General features: G+C 69.8%; 24 protein-coding genes. 10 read left to right on the top strand and 14 right to left on the bottom strand.

The features are described 5' to 3' along the window. Window positions 1-58: 58 nt before the first annotated feature. Both AC4FS1_RS11845 and AC4FS1_RS11840 read left to right on the top strand, forming a co-directional pair. Window positions 59-1,348, top strand: coding sequence for an adenylosuccinate synthase (locus AC4FS1_RS11845; protein WP_491155248.1), 1,290 nt, complete (start codon window positions 59-61; stop codon window positions 1,346-1,348). After that, window positions 1,345-2,556 (top strand): lactonase family protein, encoded by a 1,212-nt coding sequence (locus tag AC4FS1_RS11840; protein WP_491155246.1) that lies wholly within the window; start codon window positions 1,345-1,347, stop codon window positions 2,554-2,556. Before AC4FS1_RS11845 ends, AC4FS1_RS11840 begins: the two co-directional genes overlap by 4 nt. A gap of 10 nt (window positions 2,557-2,566) precedes the next feature. Here AC4FS1_RS11840 and AC4FS1_RS11835 read toward each other — a convergent pair whose 3' ends face one another. Beyond that, window positions 2,567-3,688: an AI-2E family transporter gene (locus tag AC4FS1_RS11835; RefSeq protein ID WP_491155244.1), complete on the bottom strand. Its 1,122-nt coding sequence runs from the start codon at window positions 3,686-3,688 to the stop codon at window positions 2,567-2,569. Window positions 3,689-3,786: 98 nt separating this feature from the next. Here AC4FS1_RS11835 and AC4FS1_RS11830 point away from each other — a divergent pair, with 98 nt between their 5' ends. Then, window positions 3,787-4,098, top strand: coding sequence for a chorismate mutase (locus AC4FS1_RS11830; RefSeq protein WP_491155243.1), 312 nt, complete (start codon window positions 3,787-3,789; stop codon window positions 4,096-4,098). A gap of 104 nt (window positions 4,099-4,202) precedes the next feature. Here the strand turns inward: AC4FS1_RS11830 and AC4FS1_RS11825 are convergent, their stop codons facing one another. From AC4FS1_RS11825 to AC4FS1_RS11785, 9 genes are all read right to left on the bottom strand, one after another. After that, a complete protein-coding gene (locus AC4FS1_RS11825; protein WP_491155241.1) occupies window positions 4,203-4,901 on the bottom strand; it encodes a hypothetical protein in 699 nt (232 codons plus the stop codon). Then, on the bottom strand, window positions 4,898-5,815 hold the full coding sequence (locus AC4FS1_RS11820; RefSeq protein ID WP_491155239.1) for an ABC transporter ATP-binding protein: 918 nt from the start codon (window positions 5,813-5,815) through the stop codon (window positions 4,898-4,900). The genes AC4FS1_RS11825 and AC4FS1_RS11820 overlap by 4 nt, the downstream gene beginning before the upstream one ends. Beyond that, the gene (locus tag AC4FS1_RS11815) at window positions 5,812-6,204 is read right to left on the bottom strand and encodes a GntR family transcriptional regulator (protein ID WP_491155238.1); all 393 of its coding nucleotides are present in this window, start codon (window positions 6,202-6,204) and stop codon (window positions 5,812-5,814) included. The genes AC4FS1_RS11820 and AC4FS1_RS11815 overlap by 4 nt, the downstream gene beginning before the upstream one ends. A gap of 225 nt (window positions 6,205-6,429) precedes the next feature. Beyond that, entirely contained in the window at window positions 6,430-7,161 is a 732-nt protein-coding gene (locus tag AC4FS1_RS11810) for an acyltransferase domain-containing protein (RefSeq protein WP_491155236.1), read from the bottom strand. Continuing rightward, the gene (locus AC4FS1_RS11805) at window positions 7,158-7,994 is read right to left on the bottom strand and encodes a class II fructose-bisphosphate aldolase (protein WP_491155234.1); all 837 of its coding nucleotides are present in this window, start codon (window positions 7,992-7,994) and stop codon (window positions 7,158-7,160) included. Before AC4FS1_RS11805 ends, AC4FS1_RS11810 begins: the two co-directional genes overlap by 4 nt. Next, window positions 7,991-8,947, bottom strand: a complete 957-nt coding sequence (locus AC4FS1_RS11800) for a 1-phosphofructokinase family hexose kinase (RefSeq protein ID WP_491155233.1) — start codon at window positions 8,945-8,947, stop codon at window positions 7,991-7,993. Before AC4FS1_RS11800 ends, AC4FS1_RS11805 begins: the two co-directional genes overlap by 4 nt. Window positions 8,948-8,957: 10 nt before the next feature. Further along, window positions 8,958-9,083: a hypothetical protein gene (locus tag AC4FS1_RS11795; RefSeq protein WP_491155231.1), complete on the bottom strand. Its 126-nt coding sequence runs from the start codon at window positions 9,081-9,083 to the stop codon at window positions 8,958-8,960. Continuing rightward, window positions 9,080-9,946, bottom strand: a complete 867-nt coding sequence (locus AC4FS1_RS11790; protein WP_491155229.1) for an ROK family protein — start codon at window positions 9,944-9,946, stop codon at window positions 9,080-9,082. The genes AC4FS1_RS11795 and AC4FS1_RS11790 overlap by 4 nt, the downstream gene beginning before the upstream one ends. Continuing rightward, window positions 9,943-10,818, bottom strand: a complete 876-nt coding sequence (locus AC4FS1_RS11785; protein ID WP_491155227.1) for an SIS domain-containing protein — start codon at window positions 10,816-10,818, stop codon at window positions 9,943-9,945. The genes AC4FS1_RS11790 and AC4FS1_RS11785 overlap by 4 nt, the downstream gene beginning before the upstream one ends. 110 nt (window positions 10,819-10,928) lie before the next feature. Here AC4FS1_RS11785 and AC4FS1_RS11780 point away from each other — a divergent pair, with 110 nt between their 5' ends. The 7 genes from AC4FS1_RS11780 (at window position 10,929) to AC4FS1_RS11750 (ending at window position 18,953) form a co-directional block, all read left to right on the top strand. After that, complete coding sequence (locus tag AC4FS1_RS11780; RefSeq protein ID WP_491155225.1) at window positions 10,929-11,738, top strand: DeoR/GlpR family DNA-binding transcription regulator; 810 nt, start codon at window positions 10,929-10,931, stop codon at window positions 11,736-11,738. 163 nt (window positions 11,739-11,901) lie between these two features. After that, window positions 11,902-13,128, top strand: coding sequence for a Gfo/Idh/MocA family protein (locus AC4FS1_RS11775; protein ID WP_491155223.1), 1,227 nt, complete (start codon window positions 11,902-11,904; stop codon window positions 13,126-13,128). Continuing rightward, on the top strand, window positions 13,125-14,432 hold the full coding sequence (locus AC4FS1_RS11770) for an ABC transporter substrate-binding protein (protein WP_491155221.1): 1,308 nt from the start codon (window positions 13,125-13,127) through the stop codon (window positions 14,430-14,432). Before AC4FS1_RS11775 ends, AC4FS1_RS11770 begins: the two co-directional genes overlap by 4 nt. Next, the gene (locus AC4FS1_RS11765) at window positions 14,429-15,391 is read left to right on the top strand and encodes a carbohydrate ABC transporter permease (RefSeq protein ID WP_491155220.1); all 963 of its coding nucleotides are present in this window, start codon (window positions 14,429-14,431) and stop codon (window positions 15,389-15,391) included. The genes AC4FS1_RS11770 and AC4FS1_RS11765 overlap by 4 nt, the downstream gene beginning before the upstream one ends. Continuing rightward, on the top strand, window positions 15,384-16,283 hold the full coding sequence (locus AC4FS1_RS11760; protein WP_491155218.1) for a carbohydrate ABC transporter permease: 900 nt from the start codon (window positions 15,384-15,386) through the stop codon (window positions 16,281-16,283). The genes AC4FS1_RS11765 and AC4FS1_RS11760 overlap by 8 nt, the downstream gene beginning before the upstream one ends. Before the next feature lie 50 nt (window positions 16,284-16,333). Continuing rightward, on the top strand, window positions 16,334-17,077 hold the full coding sequence (locus tag AC4FS1_RS11755; protein WP_491155216.1) for a DeoR/GlpR family DNA-binding transcription regulator: 744 nt from the start codon (window positions 16,334-16,336) through the stop codon (window positions 17,075-17,077). Window positions 17,078-17,213: 136 nt separating this feature from the next. Continuing rightward, on the top strand, window positions 17,214-18,953 hold the full coding sequence (locus AC4FS1_RS11750; RefSeq protein WP_491155215.1) for a DUF4832 domain-containing protein: 1,740 nt from the start codon (window positions 17,214-17,216) through the stop codon (window positions 18,951-18,953). Window positions 18,954-19,084: 131 nt separating this feature from the next. On the opposite strand, the gene AC4FS1_RS11745 is transcribed toward AC4FS1_RS11750, so the two are convergent. The 4 genes from AC4FS1_RS11745 to purL all read right to left on the bottom strand — a co-directional run bounded on the left by AC4FS1_RS11745 (window position 19,085) and on the right by purL (window position 23,604). Then, the gene (locus tag AC4FS1_RS11745; RefSeq protein WP_491155213.1) at window positions 19,085-20,044 is read right to left on the bottom strand and encodes a hypothetical protein; all 960 of its coding nucleotides are present in this window, start codon (window positions 20,042-20,044) and stop codon (window positions 19,085-19,087) included. A 61-nt stretch (window positions 20,045-20,105) separates the two neighbouring features. Further along, on the bottom strand, window positions 20,106-20,933 hold the full coding sequence (locus tag AC4FS1_RS11740; protein WP_491155212.1) for a hypothetical protein: 828 nt from the start codon (window positions 20,931-20,933) through the stop codon (window positions 20,106-20,108). 151 nt (window positions 20,934-21,084) lie between these two features. Continuing rightward, window positions 21,085-21,219 carry a hypothetical protein gene (locus AC4FS1_RS11735; RefSeq protein WP_491155210.1) on the bottom strand — a complete coding sequence of 45 codons (135 nt, stop codon included), beginning with the start codon at window positions 21,217-21,219 and terminating at the stop codon, window positions 21,085-21,087. Between the two features lie 9 nt (window positions 21,220-21,228). Next, window positions 21,229-23,604, bottom strand: coding sequence for a phosphoribosylformylglycinamidine synthase subunit PurL (purL, locus tag AC4FS1_RS11730; RefSeq protein ID WP_491155720.1), 2,376 nt, complete (start codon window positions 23,602-23,604; stop codon window positions 21,229-21,231). Window positions 23,605-23,630 lie beyond the last annotated feature (26 nt).

Below are 23,630 nucleotides of genomic sequence, written 5' to 3'. Positions count from 1 at the left end.
GCGTCGGGCGGCCTCGATAGGATGGGGTGTACCGCCGGAATCCACGCGAGGAGCGCACATGCCCGCAATCGTGATCATCGGAGTCCAGTGGGGGGACGAAGGCAAGGGAAAAGCCACCGATCTCCTGGGTGAGCGCACCGACTGGGTCGTCAAGTTCAACGGCGGCAACAATGCCGGCCACACCGTCGTCATCGGCGACGAGAAGTATGCGCTGCATCTGCTCCCCTCCGGCATCCTGTCGCCCGGGGTCATCCCCGTCATCGGTAACGGCGTGGTGGTCGATCTCGAGGTGCTGTTCAACGAACTCGAGGCGCTGAGCGCGCGAGGTGTCGATATCTCGCGGCTGCGGATCAGCGCGAACGCGCACATCATCACGCAGTACCACCGCACGCTCGACAAGGTCACCGAGCGATTCCTCGGCAAGCGTCAGATCGGCACGACGGGGCGTGGGATCGGCCCGGCCTACGCCGACAAGATCAACCGCGTCGGCATCCGCATCCAGGACCTGTTCGACGAGAACATCCTCCGCCAGAAGGTCGAGGGCGCTCTCGACCAGAAGAACCACCTGCTTCTGAAGGTCTACAACCGCCGCGCGATCGCGGTGGATGAGATCGTCGACGACCTCCTGTCGTACGTCGAGCGGATCCGTCCGATGGTCGCCGACACGTCGCTGCTGCTCAATGACGCACTGGATGCCGGTGACGTCGTCGTGTTCGAGGGCGGCCAGGCGACGATGCTCGATGTCGATCACGGCACGTATCCGTTCGTCACCTCCTCGTCGGCGACCGCGGGCGGCGCCGCGACCGGAGCCGGGGTCGGTCCGAACCGGCTGGACCGCATCGTCGGCATCGTGAAGGCGTACACGACCCGGGTGGGCTCCGGACCGTTCCCCACGGAGCTCTTCGACGAGTCGGGCGAGTGGCTGCGTTCGCGCGGCTTCGAATTCGGCACGACCACAGGCCGCCCCCGCCGCGTGGGCTGGTATGACGCGCCCGTCACGCGCTACGCGACGCGCATCAACGGCATCACCGACCTCGTTCTCACCAAGCTCGACATCCTCACGGGTCTCGACCGGATCCCGGTGTGCGTGGCGTATGAGATCGACGGCGAGCGGTTCGACGAGATGCCGGTGAACCAGACCGAGTTCCACCATGCCGCCCCGATCTACGAGTACTTCCCGGGCTGGAAGGCCGACATCTCCTCGGCGCGGACGTTCGAGGAGCTTCCGCTGGAGGCGCAGGATTATGTCCTGGCGCTGGAGGAGATGAGCGGCACGCGAATCTCGGTCATCGGCGTCGGCGCCGGCCGCGACGCCGTGATCGTGCGACACGACCTCGTCGACGGATGAGGTTCTGGGTCGGCGGGTACGGCGAGGACCACAACGGCGCTCCCGGTGAGGGCATCGGGATGCTGGTGGCGGGCGAAGCGGACTCCGCTTTGGCGGGCGGACCTCTCGCCTTCACCGGTACGGCCGTCGCCGCCCCTTCGCCGTCGTGGGTGACGGCGCATCCCACCCTCGACGTCGTCTACGCCACGCTCGAGGGCGCCGGGCAGGTCCAGGCTTTCCGCCGGGTCTCCGAAGACCGGCTGACCCCGCTCGGCACTCCCGTCGCCGCCGGCAGCGCGCCATGTCATGTCGCGGTGGCGCCCGAGGGCGGCTTCCTCCTGGTGAGCTGCTGGGGCGACGGACGCGTGGTGCGGGTGCCCCTCGGCGCTGACGGCGCGCTGGCCGACCCGCGCATCGCCCCCGCCGCGCTGGACCCCTACCGTCCTGGTGCTGCGGAGGCGGAGGAGGATGCGCGCGACCCCGCCCTCGCGGCCGCCGCCCAGGCCCTGCGCGAAGCCGCGGGCGAGGAGTACGCAGACCTCCTCCCGGACTACGACGAGGAGCGCGCCGAGAGGGCAGAGCCGGCCGAGCCGATGGCGGGTGCGGGTGCGGGTGACGCCGGTGACGAAGCGCGGACCTCACGCGCCCATGAGTCGCTGTTCCTGCCCGGCGGGGTCGTGGTGACGACCGACCTGGGCTTCGACCTCGTGCGCGTGTGGCACGCTGCGGGATCGGGCCTGCGCCGCGGGCAGCAGATCGCGCTGCCCCAGGGTTGCGGGCCGCGCCATATGGTGTGGCATCCGAGCGGCCACCTGTACGTCCTGACCGAGTTCACGCACGAGGTGTTCGTGCTCGCCCCCGACGCGGAAGGCGTGTGGCACGTGCGGGGCGGTGCGCCCGCCGCCCTCGGAGCACTCGACGGCGACACCGGCGCCGAGCTCGCCGCATCCCGCGACGGCCAGTTCCTCTACGCCGGCATCCGCGGAAGCGACACGATCGGGGTCCTCCGCGTGCGCGGTTCCGGCGAGGCGCTCGAGCCGGTGGCGCTCGTGGAATCAGGCGTGCAGCGGCCGCGACATCACGTCGTGGTGCGCGACACGTTGCTCGTGGCCGGGCAGAGTTCGAACGACGTCGTGTCGCTCTCCCTCGACCTGCGCACGGGAGTGCCCGGAGCGCTGCGCTTCCGCACCCCGGCTCCGGCCCCGACCTGCCTCCTGCCGACGCGCTGACCGCGCGGGGCTAGAGCTTCGCGTCCTGTCGGGGGATGATGACCTGCTTGATGATGAGCAGGATCGAAGCGGTCACGGGGATGGCGACCAGCGCGCCGAGCAGTCCGAGGAGCGTCCCCCCGACGAGCGCCCCGATGACCACGAGCGCCCCCGGGACGGAGATCGCGCGGTTCATGACGCGCGGGGTGAGCACGTATGCCTCGATCTGCATGTAGATGAGGTACACGATGGCGAAGACGAGGGCCGCAGTCGGGTTGCTGAATAGCGCCAAGAGCCCGCCGATGATCCAGAACAGGACCGATCCCACGAGCGGGATGAGGGTCAACCCGAAGGCGACGACGGCCATCAGCGCAGGGAAGGGCAGTCCCAGGAGTAAGTAGAGGAGGAAGGCGAGCGTGGCGTTGCAGAAGGCCAGAACGACCATGCCCATGAGATAGCCCCCGACCGAGTTCGTGATCTCGTCGGTCATTTCAGAAACGCGGCTGCGGTTGCGCGCGGGGACCAGACGCACGAACGACGTCTTGATGGAGGGCAGCGACGCGAGGAAGTACAGGCTCAGAACCAGGACGATGATCACCCCCGAGATGACCGTGGCGATGGTGACGCCGACTTTCAGCACGCCACCACCGATCGCGGCGATGTTGGCGGGGTCGGTGACGAAATTCTGCACATCGCCGAGCAGGTTGCTGACGCTCTCGCCGAACGTGTTCTCCAGCCACGCGTAGATGTCGCTCTTCATGAAGTCGCTGACCAGGGACGGTACGTCGCTGACGAACTGGCTGATCTGGCGCGCGACGGTGGGGATGATGAGGCCCAGCACGGCCGCCAGCACCACCGCGAATCCTGCGAACACGACGGCGATGGACCATCCGCGGGCCAGCCCGTGCCGACCGAGGAATCGGACGACCGGATCCAGTCCGAGAGCGACGAACAGCGCGAAGACGACGTAGATGAGAACCGTCGACAGATGCGAGACGGCGAGACCCAGGACGAGCGCCACCAGGCCGCCCAGAGTGAGGAAGAACCCGGCGCCGAACGGGCTGGCGAGGTTGGCCCAGATGGGCTTCGCGACGCGGGAGCCCGCCGGTGCAGCGGGCGGTGGAGCGGAAGCGTCCTCGGTCGCGTCGGTCATGGGTCACACTTTAGGCGGGGCGATTCGCCGCGGGCAGGGCCGTTGGCCGCGGAACGGCGTCTGCCTCAGCCGGTATCGTCGGACGCGGGAGGACGCCAATGACCGATTCGTTCCCGACCTCTGTCGATCCGCGCGAGGTTCTCGTTGGGCTGCGCGGGAGCATCGACAATATCGACGCCGCGCTCATCTTCCTGCTGGCCGAGCGGTTCCGCTGCACCAAGCAGGTCGGGGTGCTCAAGGCCCAGCACGGGATGCCGGCGTCCGATCCCGCGCGGGAGGAGCAGCAGATCGCTCGGCTCAAGCGCCTGGCGGGCGAGGCCGACCTGGACCCCGAGTTCGCCGAGAAGTGGTTCAACTTCGTGGTGGCCGAGGTCATCCGCCACCACACCGCCGCCGCCGGAAGCGTCTGAGCCGCCGCATCCGCCGCGAGAAACGAAGATCCGGGTGAGACACGACGCGACGCGTCATGTCTCACCCGGGATGTGGTTTCTCGGCGCTCCGGATGCGGATGCGGTCAGGGGACGAGGCGGCGGAACATCGGGAACGCGCTGAGCGCGAGCACGGCGGTGAGCAGCAGCATCCAGAGCGTGAGGTTCAGCGAACCCTGCGTGGCAAGCCAGCCGAAGACCTCCGCCCACGCCTGTGCCTGCCCGATGAGCCACAGGATGCCCAGGAGCACCACGCCGACCCCCACCAGCGCGATCGTCAGGCCCATCGGTCCGAACCGCTTGTAGATCGTGGCCGCCCAGAAGCCGATGACGAAGAAGAACATCGCCACCACGAAGAAGAACAGGCCCGCAGCCAGAGCCCCCTGCTCCCAGATCCAGTCGAGGCGGAAGAAGTACCCGTTCATGCCCCAGCCGTCGGTGACCCCTTCGAGAAGACCGCCGAGCACGAACACGATCGCCATGATGAGAGCGGTCAATGCCGCTGTCAGCAGGGTGCCGAGGTAGAACTCGCGCCGCGTCACGCTCATCGCCTGCGAGAACGGGAAGCTGAGGGTCAGCGAGTACACGCCGACGGCCAGGAAGTACCACAGCGGAGCCTGGGCGCCGCCCCCGTACATGTTGACCTCCACCCCGGCGGAGGAGTGCAGGATCGCGTAGATCGCGAGGGTGATCACCAGCGATCCGCCGAGGATGATCAGCGGGATCCAGATGAAGGTCTGACGGTTCATCAGTTGCATCTGGATGACGCGCAGCGTGCGGTTCATCGGAGGGCTCCTTCCTCGGTGGCGGATGCGGCGGCACCGGTGGATGCCTCCTTCTGCGTGACGCGGACGATGAGCTGCTGCAGCGAGACGGGCGTGGCATCCAGTCCCGCCGCAGCCAGCCGCTCGCGGTCGGCTGCAGTGAGGGCGCCGAGCACCGTCACCGACGAGACTCGTCCCAGCGCCTCACGGTGCAGGACTTCCCGTCCGGCGACGAAGGCGTCGACCGCGGCGGTGTCGCCGACGATGTTGGCGGCGCGATCGCGCACGGCATCCGTGTCGTCGTCCATGACGATGCGTCCGCGATCGATCACGATGACCTTCTCGATGAGATTGGAGACCTCGTCGATGAGGTGGCTGGAAAGCACCACGGTGCGCGGGTGCTCGGTGTAGTCCTCGAGGAGCCGGTCGTAGAAGATCTGGCGCGCGACGGCGTCCAGGCCCAAGTAGGGCTCGTCGAAGAACGTTACTTCGGCGCGGGCGGCGAGCCCGATGATGACGCCCACGGCCGACAGCTGCCCGCGGGAGAGCTTCTTGATGCGCGTCTTCATCGGGAGCTGGAACTCGTCGATCAGCTGCTCGGCGAAGTCTTGGTCCCAGTTCGGGAAGAAGAGGCGGGCGGTGCGGAAGGCGTGGCGCGGCACCGCGTCGTCGGGGTACTTCTGACCCTCACGCACGAAGCACATGCGCGACAGCACGCGCGCATTCTCGTAGGGATGCTCCCCGAAGACGCGCACGTCGCCGGAGGTGGCGAAGTTCTGCGCGGTCAGGATCGACATGACCGTCGTCTTGCCCGCGCCGTTGCGGCCCAGCAAGCCGTAGATCTTGTCCTTCTCGATGGAGAAGCTCACGTCGTTGACGGCGACGGTGTCGCGATAGCGCTTGGTGAGGTTGCTCACCTCGATCACGGCGGTCATGACGCTGTCCTTTCACTAGAGGTGTCCGCGGAACCGGCGGCGCGGTCGCGGATGAGAGCGGTGAGGTCATCGGGTCCGAGCCCGAGCTTGCGCGCTTCGAGGAGCAGCGGCTCGACGAAGCGGTCGGCGAATGCGGTGCGGCGTTCGGCGAGCAGGAGGTCGCGCGCGCCGGGCGCCACGAACATCCCGATGCCGCGTCGTTTGTACAGCACGCCCTTGTCGACGAGCATGTTCACTCCTTTGCCGGCGGTGGCGGGGTTGATGCGGTAGAAGGCGGCGAGCTCGTTGGTCGACGGCGCCTGGCCCTCTTCGGGCAGGCTGCCATCGATGATGGAGTCTTCGACGCTCTCCGCGATCTGGAGGAAGAGCGCTCTGCCTTCTTCGATCACGTGCCCTCCGTTGCTTGGTTACTTACTTCAGTAACTAACCATGGAGCCGCGCGGCGTATTTGTCAAGCGCGTCCCTGCGCGCCGGCCGACGCGCCCGCTCGCCGAGAAACGACGTTCCGGACGAAAAACGACGCAGCGCGTGGTTTCTCAGCCGGAATGTCGTTTCTCGTGGGGGCCGCGCGCTCCGGCGCCGGGCTGGAGGCGGGTGACGCGGGGCGCGGAAAATCAGGCCGGGATGGTTCCGGTGGGCTCGGTCCATCCGCCGCCGGCGCGGAGCCGCGACGCGACGACGACCTCCAGCCGCGACCGCGGGACGACAAGGGCCGGATCGAGGACATCCCGGAGCGGCCGACGGAAGACGAACTTGCAGACGGCCTCGCTGGCAGAGAGCGCGGGCGCGGTCGCGGCGACCAGGTCGAACCGCTTCGCGAAGGCGGCGATGTTGCTGCCGGGGAGCTCCGTCCGCAGGACCGGATCCAGGAGCCAGCTGGTGCAGCAGAATCGGCTCGCGCCGGTGAGCTCGGCTGCCGCCTTCAGCGACGCGTCGACGGCGCCCGGCAGGAGCGGCCCCGTCTCCGGCACGTGGAGTGCGAACCCGTGCTCGGTCTCGGTGCGCTCGATCTGGAGACGGCCGACCTCGACGACGTCTCCCCGCAGGATGCTGAAGAGCCAGGGCAGAACCCGGTCCGCGCCGTACAGCGCGTGCTTGCGGCCGACGTCGAGCAGGCTCGCGAGCGTCATGCGCTCGGGGATCCCTTCCCGGCGGTGGCGGGCGAGGGCATCGGGAACCACCGCGACGAGCGCGCCGAGGATGTCGTCGCTTCGCATCTGCGGGAGGCCCATGGCCTCCGGCAGCGGAGGTGCCGCCGCGATGAGCCTGCGGAACTCCTCGACGACGCCGGCGTCGGCCGGCCTGAGGAGGGGAGGCAGGCCCAGGAGCGCCGCCGCGTCAGTCATGCCGCGCCCAGGAGCTGCAGGATGCGGGCGATCTCCGAGGCCACCGCCGCCCGCCCCGGGGCGATGTAGGCGCGTGGATCGACGAGATCGGGCGCAGCGCCGAGGGCCGACCGTGCCGCGTCGGTGAACAGGACGTTGAGGTGCGTGGAGATGTTGATCTTCGTCATGCCCGACCGAACGGCTCCGAGGAGCTCGTCGTCCGAGAGCCCCGACGACCCGTGGAGGACGAGCGGGACCGGCACCGAGCGCGCCGTCCGTTCGATCAGGGCGGTGTCGACGGCAGCCTCGCGCGAGGTCATCGCGTGGGAAGTGCCGACGGCGACGGCCAGCCAGTCCACCCCGGTGGCAGCGACGAAACGAGCCGCGTCTTCGGGATCGGTGCGCACACCGGGAGCGTGCACGCCATCCTTGCCCCCGACCTCGCCCAGCTCGGCTTCGACGAGCACGCCGTGGTCGTGGCAGAAGCGGGTCACGTCGCGGGTGGCCGCGACGTTGTCCTCGTACGGCAGGGTCGACGCGTCGAACATGACGCTCTGGATGCCGAGGCCCACGGCTTCGCGCACCAGTTCCGCATCGTCGGCGTGGTCGAGGTGAACGAGGGCGGGTACCGACAGTGAGCGCGCGATGCTGAGGGTGGCCAGCGCCAGCGGCGCCAGCGAACCGTGGTACGCGACGCAGTTCTGGCTGATCTGGAAGATCACGGGCATGCCGGCCTGCTCCGCGCCGGCGGCGATGGCCTCCGCATGCTCCAGGAGCACGACATTGAAGGCGCCGATCCCTGTGCCGCTGCCGCGGGCGTCGGCGACGAGGTCGGTGGCGGTCCGGGCGCTCATGGAACCCTCCGTTCCGAGGTCGGACGAGGAAGCAGAGCGAGCGGCGGGAGTCCCACGCTCGCACTCAGGTCGGGAAGATGGTCGAGGTCGATCTCGCCCGCGACCGGATGCAGGACCGCTGCGGCGCCGGCGACGGCCGCCCAGGCCAGCGCCGCCTCCAGGTCGGCGCCCTCCGCGACAGCGGCGATGAATCCCGCCGTGGCCGCATCCCCGGCGCCGGTGGGATTTCCCGTGACTCCCGGAATGGCGGCCTGCTCGACGGTGCTGCCGTCGGGGCGCCGCAGAAGCAGCCCTTCCTCACCGCGCGACATGATCACGCTCGAGCCGCCGCGCCCGAGGCGCCCGAGCGCGCGGGTTGTGTCGTCGTCCGCCGTCGCGTCGCGCACCTCCTGCCGGTTGGCCTTGACCACGTCGGCGCCCGCGTCGGCGGCCGCGAGGAGGAGCGGCCCGCTCGTGTCCACGAGCACACGCGCGCGTCGGTCGTGCACGCCGGAGATGAGTCCTGCACAGTGCGCGTCGGTCGTTTCTGGGGGAAAGGATCCGGCCACCACGACCCAGTCCCCGGGGCGCAGGGCTGCTTCGACGCCGGCGCGCAGGTCGTCCCATTCGGCGTCCGTCAGCGTGGGGCCGGGCTCAGCGAGGAGGGTCGGATGCGCGATGCCGTCGACGACGGCAACGGTCGTTCGCGTCTCACCGGCGATCGGGACGGTCGTCGCGGAAAGGCCATCGTGGGAGAGGGCCTGGTCGACCCACCACCCGGCGTCGCCGCCGAGCGGCTGCACCGCCGCCACGTCTCGCCCGAGTGTGCGAAGAACGCGTGCCACGTTGAGTCCCTTGCCGCCCGGCCGCCGCCGCACGCTTCGAACGCGAACGGTCGCACCGACGATCTGGCGGTCGACAGTGTAGGTGACGTCGACCGCGGGGTTGGGCGTCACCGTCAGGATGCGAGCCATCGTCCCGCCTTCATGGCGCGCATCGTCCGTTCGCCCCGAAGGCGACGAGGTCTGCGGAGGCGCCCGCCCGCAGCGACGGAACCGGCAGGCCGAAGGCCGGTGCCGCCACGACGAACGGTTCGGCGGCCTCGCTCATTGCGGCCCCGAGGCGAGCAGCGTCGCACCCAGTGCGGCCGCACGATCTCCCAGTCGCGCGGTGCGGAGAGCCGGTCTGCGCAGCATCCCGAGCCGCCGGTCGAGGGCGTGGGCGAGGGGGGCGACCAGCTCCGGCCCGGCGAGCGCGAGACCGCCGCCGAGCACGATCGTCTCCGCGCCGGTGGTCGCGACGAGGCCCGCGAGAGCATCCGCCAGAACGTCGACCGTCTCATGCCACGCCCGCCGGGCAGTCGCGTTGCCCTGCTGGACCCCGGTGAGGACGGCGCGAGCGTCGGGCAGCCCGGCGCGGCGCGCGGTCCCGGATGCCGACGCCACCTCTTCGACCCTCAACCCCGCGAAGGGTCCGGCGGGGATGAGGAGCTGACCGATCTCGCCCGCCCACCCGCCGCTGACCAGGGGGCTTCCGCCCACGAGGACGGCGGCGGCGATCCCCGTGCCGATGGGGACGAACGCGAGGATGCCCGCGTCGCCGGACGCCGCGCCCCAGCGTGCCTCCGCGAGTGCGCCCGCGCGGACGTCGTGGCCGAATCCGATGTGGCGATCCAACCGACGCTCCAGCAGGGCGGCAAGGGGAAGATCCTCCCACCCGAGGTTCGCCGACGAAACGGCCCTGCCTGCGTGCTCATCGACGATCCCGGGCACCACGACCCCCAGCGGGAGGCGTGGTGCATCGTCGAATTCTTCGAGAAGCCGGGCGACGGTGTCCACGACTCCGGCACCCGTCGGGTCGGGCGCGATGGTGGCTGTTCGCGACTCGGCGTGCACGACGCCGGCGTCATCGGCGACCACTGCTTTCACGGTCGTCCCGCCGACGTCGATCCCGATGGCGCGAGGGGTGGTCACGCCAGGATGACGGAGCGGGTCAGCGAGCGGGGATGGTCGGGGTCGAGTCCCTTGGACTTCGCCAGCGCGACGGCGAAGCGCTGCGCCACGATCAGGCGCGCCAGCGGATCGAGATCGTGCTCGACGAACGTCGCGCCGGTGGCCGCCACCTCCGCACTCAGCCCCTCCGGTGTTCCGCCGAGACTCCACACCAGTCGGCCGGGCTGCGCGATGGAGATGGGGCCGTGCCGGTAGTCCATCGCCGGGTACGACTCCGCCCAGGCCTGCGCGGCCTCGCGCGTCTTCAGCGCCGCTTCGTAGGCGAGCCCGATCGGCCAGCCGGTGGCGACGAAGGTGCACTGGTCGGCGCCGACCAACGCGGCGACATCGATGTCGAGGGCGGCCTCGGCATCGGAGATGGCGCGGTCGAGATCGTCGCCGAACGACGCGCGCAGGAGCGCGATGACGCTGGTGGCGAAGCGGGTCTGCACGACCGACTGCTCGTCCGCGAAGTCGAGCACGACCACCTCGTCGGCCGGCACGGTGGCCGGGGAGTCCGGCACGGCCGTGATCACGGTGGTCGGAGTGTCGAGGCGCTGCAGCAGCTCGACGACCTCCGTCGTGGTTCCGGATCGCGAGATCGCGACGACCCGGTCGTATCGGCGGGATGCGGGGAATTCACTGGCCGCGAAGGCATCCGATTCCCCGAGCCCGAGCTCCTCGCGCCGAGCGGCGGCGGCCATCGCCACGAACCAGCTCGTTCCGCATCCGACGAACGCGACGCGCTCGCCGGATGCGGGGAGCGCGTCGGTCACCGTCGCAGCCAGCCGCACCGCCTCGGACCAGGTGTGCGGCTGTGAGGCGATCTCGTCGTCGACGAAGGTGTGGCTCATGGTCTTCTTCCTGAGGAGCAGATCAATACTGATCGATTAGGAGCAATTTGAGCAGAACCAATCACACGAGTCAACCGGACCTGTGTCAGCATGGGCGGGGGAGGCTGGTCATGCACCAACAACAGCGGCTCAATCTCGTGCTCGAGCTCGTCAGCGAACGCAGCAACGTCACGATCGCAGACGTGAGCGATCTTCTCGGCGTGTCCACCGCGACCGCGCGGCGCGATCTGAACACTTTGGCCGAGCAGCGGCTGGTCACGCGCACGCACGGCGGTGCCACGGCACTGGGATCGGGCTACGAGCTGCCGCTGCAGTACAAGATCGCGCGACAGGCCGACGCCAAGCTGGCGATCGCACGCGCTGTGGAGGCACTCATCCCCCCGGGTGCAACGGTGGGGATGAACGGTGGGACCACCGTCACGGAGGTGGCACGCGCCCTCGGGCGCAGCGAGCGCCTGCACTCCGTGGGCGGGGAGCCGGGAGTCACGATCGTCACCAACGCCCTGAACATCGCCTTCGAGTCGTCGGTGCGCGAGAACATCAAGATCGTCGTGACTGGAGGAGTGCCGCGCCGGCAGTCCTACGAACTCATCGGGCCCCTGGTGGGGAGGTCTCTGCACGACTTCAGTCTCGACATCGCCCTTCTCGGTGTCGATGGGCTCACGGCGGAGTTCGGCGCCACGACGCTCCACGAAGGCGAGGCGGACGCCAGCCGCCAGATCGCCGCCGTCGCACGGCGCGTGATCGTGGCGGCCGATCAGACGAAGATCGGCCGGACGACGTTCGCCCGCATTTGCGCCCTCGACGATGTGGACACCCTCGTCACGGACGGTGCGCTGCCCCCGCGGGCCGCGGCGCAGTTCGAGAAGGCCGGCGTGGAGATCATCGTGGCGCCCCCGGTTTCGCACGGCGCGCGCTGAGGCGTAGCTCCGCCCGAGCGCGCGCCGCGGTCGCTCATTTCGGGGCGACCGCCCGCCACTGGGCGGTCCGGCAATGGTCAAAGCTGATCGATTGACCCGGAGACGTGACAAATTCGCTCACGGTGTGCAAGATGGGTCGCATGCACACCGAAGTGAACGCCTCGTGAAGGTCGAACGGCCCGCGGATGCGGGCGCCGGCCCCCGCATCGCCGTGGTCGGTGTCGGCGCGCGAAGCGTGATCGCGCAGCACGTCGGAGTGGCGTTCGACGGCGCCCGGGTGGTCGCCGCGGTCGATCCCTCGCCGCACGGACGCGCTCGTGCGGAGGCGCTGTTCCCTGGCGTGCCCGTCTTCCATGACGTGACGGAGCTCCTGGCCGCGGGAACAGTGGAGGCCGCCATCGTCACGACGCCCGATGACACGCACGCCGACATCGCCGAGCACCTGCTGGGCGCGGGCGTCGCCGTCTACCTCGAGAAACCGGTCGCCACGACACTGCCCGACGCCGACCGCGTGCTCACCGCCGCCGCTCGATCGGGCAGTGTCCTCTACATCGGCCACAACTTCCGTCACGCGGCCGTCGTCCGGCTCATGAAGCAGATCATCGACCGCGGGGAGATCGGCGACATCAAGACGGTGTGGGTCCGCCACTTCGTCGGCAACGGCGGTGACTACTACTTCAAGGACTGGCACGCCGACCGTGCGCGCACCAACACGCTGCTCCTGCAGAAGGCCAGCCACGACCTCGACGTCGTGCACTACCTCTGCGGCGCTTACACCCGCCGTGTGGTGGGCATGGGGGACCTCATGGTCTACGGCGAGATCACCGACCGGCGCGAGCGTCCCGACGAGACGATGCCGGACTGGTTCTCCCTCGACAATTGGCCGCCGGCCGCGGCCACGGGGCTGAACCCGGTGGTGGACGTCGAAGACGTGTCGATGATGCTCATGACCCTCGACAACGGCGTGCTCGCCAGCTACGAGCAGTGCCATTTCACGCCGGACTACTGGCGCAACTACACCGTCATCGGCACGGAGGGGCGCCTGGAGAACATCGGCGACACCGCCGACGGCGTGGTGAAGGTCTGGAACCGCCGCCGCGAGTGGGCGGTCGAGGGAGACGCGGAGTACCACATCGGCGGAGACGCGAGCGGACACGAGGACGCCGATCTCGCCACGATGCGCGAGTTCCTTTCGCACCTGGTGCACGGCACGCCCACCGTGGTGTCGCCGCTCGCGGCGCGTGCGGCCGTGGCCGCCGGCGCGCTCGCGGCGGACTCCATCCGTTCCGGGTCGCGCCCCTTCGACGTGCCGGCACTTCCTGCGGACGTCGTCGACTACTTCACCTCGCACGGATCACAGCACCACCCGACCGAAAGGAACAACCGATGACACAGACCCGATGGGGCCGCCGCGCGCTCGGCGCGCTGGCCCTCGCGAGCGCCGTCACCCTCGCCGCCACCGCGTGCAGCGGCGGCGCCGGGGGAGCGGGTGGCTCGGGCGAGTACGCCGCGCCCGACGAGGACCTCACCGCGGAGATCACCTACGGCCTGTGGGACCAGGCGCAGGTCGACGCGATCGAGGAGAGCATCGCGGGCTTCAACGAGATCTACCCGAACATCACCGTCAAGCTCAGCGTGACGCCCTTCAGCGAGTACTGGACCAAGCTGCAGACGCAGGCCTCGAGCGACACTCTCCCGGACCTGTTCTGGATGAACGGGCCGAACATCCAGCTGTACGCGCTCAACGACAAGCTCGAGCCGATCACCGGTGCGGTGGATGCGGGAGACATCGACCCGGCGAACTATCCGGAGTCGCTCGTCGATCTCTACACCGTCGATGACGTGTCGTACGGTGTGCCGAAAGACATGGACACCATCGGCGTGTGGATCAACGAGGAGCTGTTCCAGCGCGCGGGCGTCGCCGTCCCGAGCGGCGAGTGGACGTGGGATGACTTCCAGAGCACGGCCGCACAGATCTCCACCGCTCTCGCGGGCGAGGGCGTCTACGGCGCTGCCGGAGGCATGGACGGACAGACCACGTACTACAACACGATCTTCCAGGCCGGTGGCGAAGTGATCGACGGCGAGAGCTCGGGATACAACACCCCCGAGACGCAGGACGGCATCCAGTTCTGGACCGACCTGATCGCGTCGGGCGCGTCCCCGACCATGGCCCAGCTCACCGACACCTCCGCCGACCAGTGGTACACCTCCGGGAAGCTCGCCATGTACATGGGCGGCAGCTGGTTCCGTTCCGCTCTGGCCGACGTGCCGTTCGTGGACAGCGTGGACGTGCTGCCCCTACCCCGTGGCCAGGAACAGGCGACCGTCATCCACGGCGTGGCCAACGTGGTTGCCGCCGGCTCCGAGAACAAGCAGGCCGCCCAGGCGCTGCAGGTCTATCTCGCCGGGGAGGAAGCGCAGCAGACCCAGGGCGAGTTCGGATCGATCATCCCGGCGTTCGAGGGAACCCAGTCGTCGTTCGCCGAGTCGATGCCGCAGGCCGACCTGCAGGTCTTCCTGGATGCGGTGTCCTACTCCCGCCCCCTTCCCGTGAGCGCCAACAGCGCCGCGTGGAACGCTCTGGAGGCGGAGCTGCTGCCGCAGGCGTTCTCCGGCGAGCGCCCGGTGCCCGAGGTGACGGACGAGCTCGCGACCAAGATGGACGACGCGCTCGCGAAGGAGTCGCGTTGACGCTTGCCCAGCGCACCATGGTCACCCCCGTTGCTCCCTCGCGGAGCGGCGGGGGTGACCCGCACCCGGGGCGCACTGGACGCCAGGGCGACGGGTGGTGGGCCGTGGTGTTCATCGGACCGCTCGGATTGGGCATCGGTGCCTTCTACATCTGGCCGATCATCCAGACCGCCGGCTTCTCTTTCACCAGCTTCGGCGTGTTCGGCGACGCGGCCTTCGCCGGGATCGAGAATTTCGCGCGACTGTTCACCGAGCCGAGCTTCTACCTCTCCCTCGGCAACACGTTGCTGTACACGCTCATCGTGTTGCTGGGCGTTCCGCTGGCTGTCGTGCTGGCAAGCCTGCTGAACCTTCCGGGGCTGCGATTCGCCGCGGTCTACCGCGTGCTCTTCTTCCTGCCCTACGTCGCCATGCCCACCGCGATCGCGTTCGTCTGGCGCATCATCTTCAACGGCGACTTCGGTCTCGTGAACTACGTCCTCTCGCTCGTGGGCATCCAGGGACCGTACTGGATCAGTACCCCCGGTTTCGCCATCGTCGCCGTCGCGATCGTGGGATTGTGGAGCTCGATCGGGTTCTCCATGATCGTGCTGGCTGCCGGGCTGAAAACCATCCCGCCCGAGTTCTACGAGGCGGCCTCCCTCGACGGTGCCAGCCGGTGGCGGCAGTTCCGCGCGATCACCGTGCCGCTGCTCACCCCCAGCATCTTCTTCGTCACGATCATCACGGTCATTTCGTGCTTCCAGCTGTTCGACCTGCTGTACGCGATCCTCGGGACGACCGCGAGCAACTCGTCGCTGCCGCGCAGCATGTCGCTCGTCTACTACTTCTACCAAGCAGGATTCGTGAACAACGAGAAGGGGTACGCCGCCGCCGTGGCGATGATCATCTTCGTCATCATCGGATTCGTCACCTTCCTGCAGTTCCGGTTACAGCGGAGATGGGTTCAGAGTGACTGAGGCGATCACCACCCGCACGCTCGTCGCCCCGGATCGGAAGGTCCGACGCAGGGCCGAGCGTCCTCCGCGACGGATCCGGGGCGGTCGGGAATACGTCGTGGCGCACATCGTGCTCGGCGTCGGGGCTGTCATCATGGCCTTCCCGTTCCTGTGGCAGATCATCATGTCGCTGTCCACCAACGAGCAGGTGCAGTCCGTCACGCCCGTCTTCTGGCCGGGTGAGCTGCAGTGGGACAACTACGCCGAGGTCTTCGAGCGGCTGCCCTTCTTCTCCCAGTTCGGCACGTCCGTTCTCATCACTGTCATCCGCACGCTCGCCCAGCTCCTGCTGTGCACGATGGCGGGTTACGCCTTCGCGCGGCTGCGCTTCCGGGGCCGCGGCATCCTGCTCGCGGTCGTCCTATCGATCCTGATGGTCCCTTCGCAGGTGTACCTGCTCTCGCAGTACCAGATCATCCAGAACCTCGGTCTCCTCAACTCCATCGGCGGGCTCGTGCTGCCCGGCCTGTTCAGCGCCTTCGGTACGTTCCTCATGAGGACGGCGTTCCTGGCGATGCCGACCGAGCTGGAGGAGGCGGCGCGCCTGGACGGGGCGAACACGTTCCAGATCTTCTGGCGCGTCATGCTGCCGCTGGCGACCCCCACGATGAGCGTGCTGGCCATCACGACCGTCCTCTGGTCGTGGAACGAGCTGCTGTGGCCGCTCGTGGTGACCAGTTACAGCTCCGACATGCCGCTGTCGGCGGGATTGGCGACGCTGTTGAGCGACCGCACGACCGACTATCCCGTCGCGATGGCAGCCAGCCTCCTGGCAATGGCGCCGGTCCTGATCATGTTCATCGTGCTGCAGCGTCGCGTGATCGACGGTCTGGCGTCGTCGGGGCTGAAATAGGGACGGCCTCCACGCAGGTGTCACAGGCAACAGCAAGGCGCACTCGCCGGATGAACGACATCCTCGATGCGCTCGCCGAGCGCGGCAGCACCTCCGTCGACCGCCTCGCGGTGATCGCCGGTGCCTCCCCGGCCACCATCCGGCGTGATCTGGCGGAGCTGGCCGCGCGGGGTCTCCTGGTGCGTGCCCACGGAAGAGCCAGCCCCGCAGGCACGAATCCCGAGCGGCCGGAGGCGCTGCGCGACGGGCGCTTCACCGAATCCAAACGCCGCATCGCCCGGACAGTGGTGGGCCTGCTTCCTCCCGGGGCACTGGCGATCGCCGTGGGAGGCGGAACAACCACCGCCGAGGTCGCGCGGGAGCTTCCCGACCGTGATGGCATCTCGATCATCACGAACTCGCTCACCATCGCAGGCATCGCGAGTGCCCATTCCGGCTGCGCGGTGGTCATGACCGGGGGGAGGCTACGACCGCAGTCGTTCGAACTGGTCGGGCCCCTCGCGGAGCGAGGTTTCCATGCGGCCCGGGTGGGGATCGCCGTCCTCGGTGCCGACGGTGTCAGCGCCGCGGGCGGCGTGAGCACGCACGACCCGGCGGAGGCCCGGACGAATCACGCGATGGTCGCCTCTGCACGGCGGACGATCGTCGTCGCCGACGGATCGAAGCTGGGCCGCGCGTCTGCCGCCTCGATCGCGGCGACGTCGCAGATCGACGTCCTCGTGACCGACGCCGCTGCCGACCCGGGGGAGGTGGCGGATCTGCGTGCCGCCGGGGTGTGCGTCGTGGTCGCATGACCGGGGCGACGAAGCATCCGCTCACCGGCGTTGCGCGTTTGCCGCTTTTCGTGGACGGCAGGTCCCGGCGCCGTTAGCGTCCGTCTCACACCCGGGATCGCCGGGTGGTTCTCCCCCGGAACATGAGGAGCGATCGATGCGAACGACCCACCGACGACGCGCGGGCCTGCCCGTGCTCACGGCCGCTGTGATGGCGGCGGCCGCCCTTACCACCGCCACTCCCGCGGCGGCCACCCATCCCCGTCCAGCCCCAGCCCCGACCGTCGTGTCATATCAGGAGGACGACGCGGTGATCGCGAACCCCGCACGCGGGTTCTACCGCCACACCGAGACCCATTCGCGCGCTGACGGCAGCGGCTGGACACCGCTCACCGCGTCGGCGCTCGAGGCCTACCGCGCTGAGGGCGTGTCGCAGATCCTGCGCGTGGTGTACCTCGAGCGGTATGTCGGAGCCGACCTGGATGCGACGCTGCTCGACGCCCTCACGGCGGACTTCGCCACCGCGCGCGCGGCGGGCGTGTCGGTCATCCTGCGCTTCGCGTACGCGCAGGGCGGGGACTGGCCGTACTCCCCGCCGTACGGCGACGCGCCTGTGGAACAGGTCCTCGCCCACATCGATCAACTGACACCGGTGCTGCGCGCGAATGCCGACGTCATCGCCGTCCTGCAGAACGGATTCGTGGGTCTGTGGGGCGAGGGGTACTACACCGATCACTTCGTCGCCGACCCGGCGAACCCGGGTGTCGTGACCGACGACGACTGGGCGGCCCGCACTGCCGTGGTGGACGCTCTGCTGGCGGCGCTGCCCGAGTCGAGGATGGTGCAGGTGCGCACCATGCTCTCGAAGCAGCGGGCGGTCGACCGTCCGAGCGGTGGGGCGGGCGCCCTGCCGGCGGAGCAGGCGTACGACGGCAGCGCACTCGCGCGCGTGGGACACCACAACGACTGCTTCCTCGCGTCTCCCGATGACTTCGGCACCTTCCTCTCCGACCCGATCACGCTCGATCAGGAGTATCTGGCGGCCGAGACCCGTTTCCTGCCGATGGGCGGTGAGACCTGCACGGTCAACCCGCCGCGGTCTGAGTGGGACTCCGCATCCGCAGAGCTCGCGCGGTACCACTACAGCTACCTGAACCGCGACTACAACCAGGACGTGCTGAACTCGTGGGGCGATGAGAACCTGACGGAGGTGGCGAAGCAGCTCGGATACCGGTTCGTGCTGGAGCAGTCGCGTGTCGTGAGCGGCGCGAATCCTTCGCTGCAGATCGTGATCCGCAACGAGGGGTGGGCGGCGCCCTACAACCCCCGTCCGGTCTCGGTGGTGCTCGACGGCGCCTCCGGTCCGGTGACGGTGCCGCTCGACGAGGATGCGCGGACCTGGGCGCCGGGGGAGTCCGTGACGCTCGCCGTGCCGCTCGACAACGTGCCGGCCGGCCGGTATTCCGCGTCGCTGGCGCTTCCCGCACCGGACGAGTCGGTCCCGCAGGATCCGCGTTTCGCCATCCGCACGGCCAACGTCGGAACCTGGGACGCCGAGCGCGGTCTCAACCGGCTGCAGCAGGAGATCGTGGTCGGAACCGCCCCGAAGGCGGTCGAAAAGCCGGGAGTCCGGGTCGCCCGGGACGAGGTGCGCGTCACGTGGAAGCCCGCACGCGCGAGCGCGGCAGCGCCCGTCACCGGCTACATCGTGACGCTGACCTCCGCCTCCGGACAGGTGTTCACGCAGGAGACCGCGGCGCCCGCGAAGACGGTGACGTTCGAGGAGGTGCCCTCCGGACGCTGGCGCGCCACGGTGGTCGCGACGAACGTGGTCGGTGCGTCGGAGGCATCGAAGCCCTCCGCTGCGGCGGTCGTGCACCGGCACAAGCACCGCTGAGCCTGGCCCCGAGTGCACGATCGCCCGGAGTGCACGAGCGCCCCGAGTGCACGACAACGCCCCGAGTGCACGAGAAGACGGCGTCGTCAGGCCGTGCGCTCGGTGCGATGTCGTCCTTTCGGCACCGAGTCTCACGACCCCGACTTGGGGCGGGTCACCCGCCCGGGTGCCGTGTCACCGGACGGCCCCGGGCGTGCGGGGGTCGTGGGGGCGCGGGACGGTAGGGGCTGCGGGGGCGGGGGAGGCGCGGATGCCGCGTCCGCAGGGCGGGGAGCCGGCGCATCCGCGGGGTGGGGAGCCGCAGCATCCGCAGGGCGGGGAGCCGGCGCATCCGCGGGGCGGGGAGTCGGCGCATCCGCGGGGCGGGGAGCCGGGGCATCCGGTGCGGCCTGGAGCTCGAGCGCGACCTTCTGCTCGAGCACGTCGATCGCGTCGTCCGAGAGGGACAACAGGCCGTCGAGTTCCTCCCGCACGCGCTTGTACGCGAGCTGGCGTTCGGCGGGGGTGGCTGCCTGGTCGACCGCGATGGTGAGCAGCTGCTGCGCCGTGTCGAGCCGTTTGCGCTCCGCGGCGCTGAACGAGGAGTCCTTCAGCCTCCGGGCGTCGCGTTCGGCGAGGTCGAAGGCGACCTCGTAGTCGGTCACGGCGTTGCGGTACTCGGCCAGTTCCAGCGGCGTCAGGCGCGCCTTGGCCGACGCGGGGCGCAGCCCGTCGGCCACGCGCTTGGCGCGCAGATAGGCGGCGGTGAGCGGCTGGCGGCCGTCGCTCATCGCGGGAAAGGCGATCATCTTCGCCACATCCAGCTCGTACTCGAGCCAGCGGGCGGTCACGGCATCGTGGGCGGCGAAGAGGCGTTCCAGCTGCGCCTGCTGCGACTCGGCAGACAATTCGCCGGGCGCGGCGGCGGGAGTCGGCCGGCCCAGGCCCGCCGCCTGCGCGGCCTGGAGCTCACTCTTGGCCCTGAGGATCTCCAGTCGCCGCTTGTGGCGCCGGCGCGTGGCTCTTTCCCAGCTGCTCGCCACCCCGCCGGCGATGCCGAACAGCGGGAAGGCCAGCCACCAGTAGTTGCCGAGGAACTGCCAGAAGTCCACGTCGCCATGCTACGCGGGGCGCGGGGACGAGCCGGCTACTCCGTCGGCGGAGAGGAGCCGGCTACTCCGTCGGCGGACGCTTCCGGTTCTTCCAGCCTGCCTCCGCGGCGCGCGCCACGGCCTCGGCCGATCGCGCGATCGCGCGGGACGTCGAATCCATGACGTCGCGGGCCAGGTCCGACCACCGGTCGGCGGGCGAGGACGTGTCATCCGGCTCACCGCGCGCACGCCGAGCCGCGTGCTCCGCCGCCGCGAAGGTGCGCTCGGCCTCACGGACGGCGTCGCGGTAGGCGGCGAAGTCGGCCGGGCGCATCTTGACCTCGGCGTTCGCCGGCCGCAGCCACTGCGCGGCGGCCTGGGCGCGGAGGAATTCGGCGGTGAGTGGATGCTGCGGGTCGCTCATCGACGGATAGTCGATGGCCTTCCCGGCATCCGTCTCGTAGGCGAGCCAGCGCGAGCGCAGCGCGTCGTGCTCGGCGAGCAACCGGGCCAGCGGAAGCGCGTCCCGTCCGGACCGCGCCGGGGGAACAGCGGCCCGTGCGGCGCGCACACCGGCGCGGCGGGCGCGGAGGTCGGCGTACGCCGCTTGCACATCACGCTCGGCCTGCGCCAGCGCGCGACGGGCAGCAGCCGCCGCACCGGGAGCGCCGCGCCCGGCCACCCGATCCGCGTCGGCGCGTGCGACGGCGGCACGAGCGCTGAGCACTCCGGCGCGAGCGCGGGTGAGCGCCTCATAGGCGGCGCGGACGTCATGGCGGGCGGCCTCGAGTTCGAGGCGGCGCGCTCGCCCGGAGCCCCGGGTCATCCGCACCCCCGCCCAGCCGATCGCGCCCGCGCCCAGTGCGGCCGGCGCGATCCACCACACCTCGGCGAGCCAGAGCGGATCCACGTCCTCATGCTAACCGCGCCTCTCATCGAGGCGGCGTGGTCTCGGCGAACCCACACGTCCTGGTGCCCGGTACGGGGTGTTCTCGCCGAGAGCACATGTTCTGGGCGTCGGGTGGGGTGTCCAGCGGCGGGCGGCAGGGGGCGCGCCCGGGTCAGCCGAGCAACAGCGAGATCACCGTCGCGCCGCCGCCCACGAGGATGAGCGAGGCGATCACGACCCAGGCGACGATGCGGATGCGGCGCTGGCGGGTCTGGCCGAGGTCGCCGTAGTCCTCCGAGTCGGTCATGGCGACAGTCTAAGCCGCGGGCTCGACGACGGTCGGCCCGAAGGCGGCCGGCAGGGTGGCGCCCGACAGCTCGCGCAGCTCCGGCACGGGGAAGGTGAACAGGCCCTGCACCTCCAGGGCCGCCTCGGTGCCGTCGCTGGGCCCCGCGTCGGTCACGCCGATCCGCAGGACCGGGTAACCGCGGCCTGCGCACAGTCCCCGGAACTTCACGTCCTCCTCGCGGGGGACCGAGACCAGCACGCGCCCGGTGGATTCCGAGAACAGCGCGGTCGCCGCATCCACGCCGTCGCGCTCCATGATCTCGGTCAGCCATACCCGCGCGCCGACGCCGAAGCGCAGTACGCCCTCGGCGAGGGTCTGGGCGAGCCCGCCCGACGACAGGTCGTGGGCGCTGGAGATGAGGCCCTGGGCGTTGCCCGCGCGCAGCAGTTCGGCGAGCTTGCGCTCCTGAGCCAGGTCGACGCGCGGCGGGCGGCCGCCGAGGTGACCGTGGATGGTGCCGGCCCACTGCGAACCCGACAGTTCCGTGGCGGTCACCCCGAGCAGGTAGAGGTTCTCGCCCGGATCCTGCCAGCCGCTGGGGATGCGGTTGGCGACGTCGTCGATGATGCCCATCACGCCCACGACCGGGGTGGGGTGGATGGGAGCGTCGCCGGTCTGGTTGTAGAACGAGACGTTGCCGCCGGTGACGGGGATGCCGAGTTCGAGGCATCCGTCGGCGAGCCCCTCGACGGCCTGGGAGAACTGCCACATGACTTCCGGGTTCTCCGGGCTGCCGAAGTTCAGGCAGTCGGTGACGGCCGCGGGCGCTGCCCCGGTGACCGCGACGTTGCGGTACGCCTCGGCCAGCGCCAGCTTGGCGCCCTCGTAGGGGTCGAGCTGGCAGTAGCGGCCGTTGCTGTCGGTCGCGATGGCGAATCCGAGGCCCGACTCCTCGTCGACGCGGATCATCCCCGCGTCATCGGGGAACGACAGTGCCGTGTTGCCCATCACGTAGTAGTCGTACTGGTTCGTGATCCACGACGTGTCGGCGAGGTTGGGGCTGGAGAGCAGCTGCGTGAACTGACGGCGCAGCGTGTCGGGGTCGCTCTCGCGGGGGAGGGCGCTGGCCGAGTCCTCGCGGAGCGCGTCGATCCACGTCGGGTACGCGACCGGGCGCTCGTACACCGGGCCGTCGACGGCCACGGTCGACGGGTCGACGTTGACGATCTCGCGGCCGTGCCAGTCGATGACGAGGCGCCCGTCGGCGGTGACCTCGCCCAGCACGCTCGTCTCGACATCCCACTTTCCGGTGACGGCGAGGAACGCGTCGAGCTTGTCGGGCGCCACGATCGCCATCATGCGCTCCTGCGACTCCGACATGAGGATCTCCTCGGGAGTCAGCGACGGGTCGCGCAGCAGCACGTGCGAGAGCTCGACCTTCATGCCGCTGCCGCCGTTGGCTGCCAGCTCGCTCGTGGCGCAGGAGATACCGGCGGCCCCGAGGTCCTGGATCGCCTCGACCAGGTCGCCCTGGTACAGCTCGAGGCAGCACTCGATGAGCACCTTCTCCGCGAACGGGTCGCCCACCTGAACGGCGGGGCGCTTGGTGGGCCCCGTCGAGTCGAAGGAGTCGGAGGCGAGGATGGATGCTCCGCCGATGCCGTCGCCGCCGGTGCGCGCGCCGAACAGCACGACCTTGTTGCCGACGCCCGAGGCGTTCGCGAGCTTGAGGTCTTCGTGGCGGAGGACGCCCACCGCGAGGGCGTTGACGAGCGGGTTGCCCTGGTAGACCGAGTCAAAAACGGTCTCGCCGCCGATGTTGGGCAGCCCCAGGCAGTTGCCGTAGAACGAGATTCCGCCGACCACACCGTGGACGACGCGCGCGGTGTCGGGGTGGTCGATGGCGCCGAAGCGCAGCTGGTCCATGATGGCGACCGGGCGCGCGCCCATCGAGATGATGTCGCGGACGATGCCGCCGACGCCCGTGGCCGCACCCTGGAACGGTTCGATGTAGCTGGGGTGGTTGTGCGACTCCACCTTGAAGGTGACCGCCCAGCCCTCGCCGATGTCGACGACGCCGGCGTTCTGGCCCATGCCCACCATGAGACGCGTCTTCATCTCGTCGGAGACCTTCTGGCCGAACTGCCGCAGGTAGATCTTGCTCGACTTGTACGAGCAGTGCTCGCTCCACATGACGGAGTACATCGCCAGCTCGCCCGAGGTGGGACGCCGCCCGAGGATCTCGCGGATACGCGCGTACTCGTCGGGCTTGAGCCCGAGCGCCGCGTACGGCTGCTCTTTCTCGGGCGTCGCGGCGGCGTTCCCGACGGTGTCAGCTTGTGCTGCCGCTCTCGCGGCGGCGGTATCGGCCGGGGCGGCCGTGAGGTCTTCAGCGGGGGTGATCACGCGGCTGCACTCCAGGTTCGGCC

Source organism: Microbacterium sp. Z12_35, from assembly GCF_058310475.1.
This window is presented reverse-complemented; position numbering and strand designations above follow the sequence as displayed.

What these genes read in the sequence shown, in the direction of transcription:
- AC4FS1_RS11735 (WP_491155210.1), bottom strand. Translation starts at nt 21,219, where the DNA reads ATGACCGACTCGGAGGACTACGGCGACCTCGGCCAGACCCGCCAGCGC.
- AC4FS1_RS11785 (WP_491155227.1), bottom strand. Translation starts at nt 10,818, where the DNA reads ATGAGCCACACCTTCGTCGACGACGAGATCGCCTCACAGCCGCACACC.
- AC4FS1_RS11825 (WP_491155241.1), bottom strand. Translation starts at nt 4,901, where the DNA reads ATGAACCGCACGCTGCGCGTCATCCAGATGCAACTGATGAACCGTCAG.
- AC4FS1_RS11835 (WP_491155244.1), bottom strand. Translation starts at nt 3,688, where the DNA reads ATGACCGACGCGACCGAGGACGCTTCCGCTCCACCGCCCGCTGCACCG.
- AC4FS1_RS11845 (WP_491155248.1), top strand. Translation starts at nt 59, where the DNA reads ATGCCCGCAATCGTGATCATCGGAGTCCAGTGGGGGGACGAAGGCAAG.
- AC4FS1_RS11795 (WP_491155231.1), bottom strand. Translation starts at nt 9,083, where the DNA reads ATGAGCGAGGCCGCCGAACCGTTCGTCGTGGCGGCACCGGCCTTCGGC.
- AC4FS1_RS11780 (WP_491155225.1), top strand. Translation starts at nt 10,929, where the DNA reads ATGCACCAACAACAGCGGCTCAATCTCGTGCTCGAGCTCGTCAGCGAA.
- AC4FS1_RS11840 (WP_491155246.1), top strand. Translation starts at nt 1,345, where the DNA reads ATGAGGTTCTGGGTCGGCGGGTACGGCGAGGACCACAACGGCGCTCCC.
- AC4FS1_RS11770 (WP_491155221.1), top strand. Translation starts at nt 13,125, where the DNA reads ATGACACAGACCCGATGGGGCCGCCGCGCGCTCGGCGCGCTGGCCCTC.
- AC4FS1_RS11805 (WP_491155234.1), bottom strand. Translation starts at nt 7,994, where the DNA reads ATGAGCGCCCGGACCGCCACCGACCTCGTCGCCGACGCCCGCGGCAGC.
- AC4FS1_RS11800 (WP_491155233.1), bottom strand. Translation starts at nt 8,947, where the DNA reads ATGGCTCGCATCCTGACGGTGACGCCCAACCCCGCGGTCGACGTCACC.
- AC4FS1_RS11755 (WP_491155216.1), top strand. Translation starts at nt 16,334, where the DNA reads ATGAACGACATCCTCGATGCGCTCGCCGAGCGCGGCAGCACCTCCGTC.
- AC4FS1_RS11810 (WP_491155236.1), bottom strand. Translation starts at nt 7,161, where the DNA reads ATGACTGACGCGGCGGCGCTCCTGGGCCTGCCTCCCCTCCTCAGGCCG.
- AC4FS1_RS11750 (WP_491155215.1), top strand. Translation starts at nt 17,214, where the DNA reads ATGCGAACGACCCACCGACGACGCGCGGGCCTGCCCGTGCTCACGGCC.
- AC4FS1_RS11820 (WP_491155239.1), bottom strand. Translation starts at nt 5,815, where the DNA reads ATGACCGCCGTGATCGAGGTGAGCAACCTCACCAAGCGCTATCGCGAC.
- AC4FS1_RS11830 (WP_491155243.1), top strand. Translation starts at nt 3,787, where the DNA reads ATGACCGATTCGTTCCCGACCTCTGTCGATCCGCGCGAGGTTCTCGTT.